Here is a 1074-nt window from a genome sequence, read left to right on the forward strand (position 1 = left end):
GGTGGGGGTGGGCGTCGACCTCGGCGATGAGCTGGGCCTTGCGCTGGGGGGTGAGGAAGGAGGCGGTGAAGGAGTTGCGGGCCAGTTGGCGCAGCTGCTCGGCGCCCAGGCCCAGGTGGGTGTGCAGGGCCTGGTAGTTGTCGTGGACGTAGCCGCCGAAGTAGGAGGGGTCGTCGGAGTTGACGGTCACCAGCAGTCCGGCCTCCATCAGGGCGGGCAGGGGGTGCTGGGCCAGGTCGGGCACGGCGCGCAGGCGCACGTTGGACAGCGGGCACACGGTCAGCGGGGTCTGGGTGGCGGCCAGGTGGGTGACCAGGTCGGGGTCCTCCAGGCAGCGGATGCCGTGGTCGATGCGTTCGGCGCCCAGGAGGTTGAGGGCCTGCCAGATGTAGGAGGCGGGGCCCTCCTCTCCGGCGTGGGCGACGCGGCGCAGGCCCAGGTCGCGGGCGGCGGCGAAGACCTCGGTGAACTTCTCGGGCGGGTGGCCGACCTCGGCCGAGTCCAGGCCGACGGCGCTGATGTGTTCCAGGTGGGGTCGGGCCTGGTGGAGGGTGTCCAGGGCTTCGGCGGCGGGGCGGTCGCGCAGGAAGCACAGGATCAGGCTGGTGCTGATGTTGTGGGTGTGTTCGCTGGTGTTCAGGGCGGCCGTGAGGCCGTTGACGACCGTGTCCAGGCTGATGCCGCGGCCGGTGTGGGCCTGGGGGTCGAAGAAGATCTCGGCGTGGCGTACGCCCTGGGCGGCGGCGCGGTCGAGGTAGGCGGTGGCCAGGTCGGTGAAGTCGGCCTCGGTGCGCAGGACGTCCATGAGGGCGTAGTACAGGTCCAGGAAGGACTGCAGGTCGGTGAAGGAGTAGGCGCGGCGCAGGGAGTCGACGTCGGGGTGGGGCGGGGTCAGGCCGTTGCGTCGGGCCAGGGCGAAGGCCAGTTCGGGTTCCAGGGTGCCTTCGATGTGGACGTGGAGTTCGGCCTTGGGGATGGGCATGGTGGTGCTCGTGCCTTCGCGGTCGGGGTTGTGTGTTGGCCATTGTGGCTGATGGGTGGGGGTGCCCCGGCCGGATCGGTGTGGGTTGTGGG

At 70.9% G+C, this 1074-nt stretch carries 1 protein-coding gene; it reads right to left on the reverse strand.

Annotated elements, in window-relative coordinates; genetic code table 11:
* The coding region (locus tag DQW06_RS26865) for an adenosine deaminase (protein WP_117199539.1) at window positions 1-982 on the reverse strand (982 nt) is incomplete at its 3' end.
* Window positions 983-1074 lie beyond the last annotated feature (92 nt).

Source organism: Nocardiopsis sp. TNDT3, assembly GCF_003427465.1.
Lineage (GTDB): Bacteria > Actinomycetota > Actinomycetes > Streptosporangiales > Streptosporangiaceae > Nocardiopsis > Nocardiopsis dassonvillei.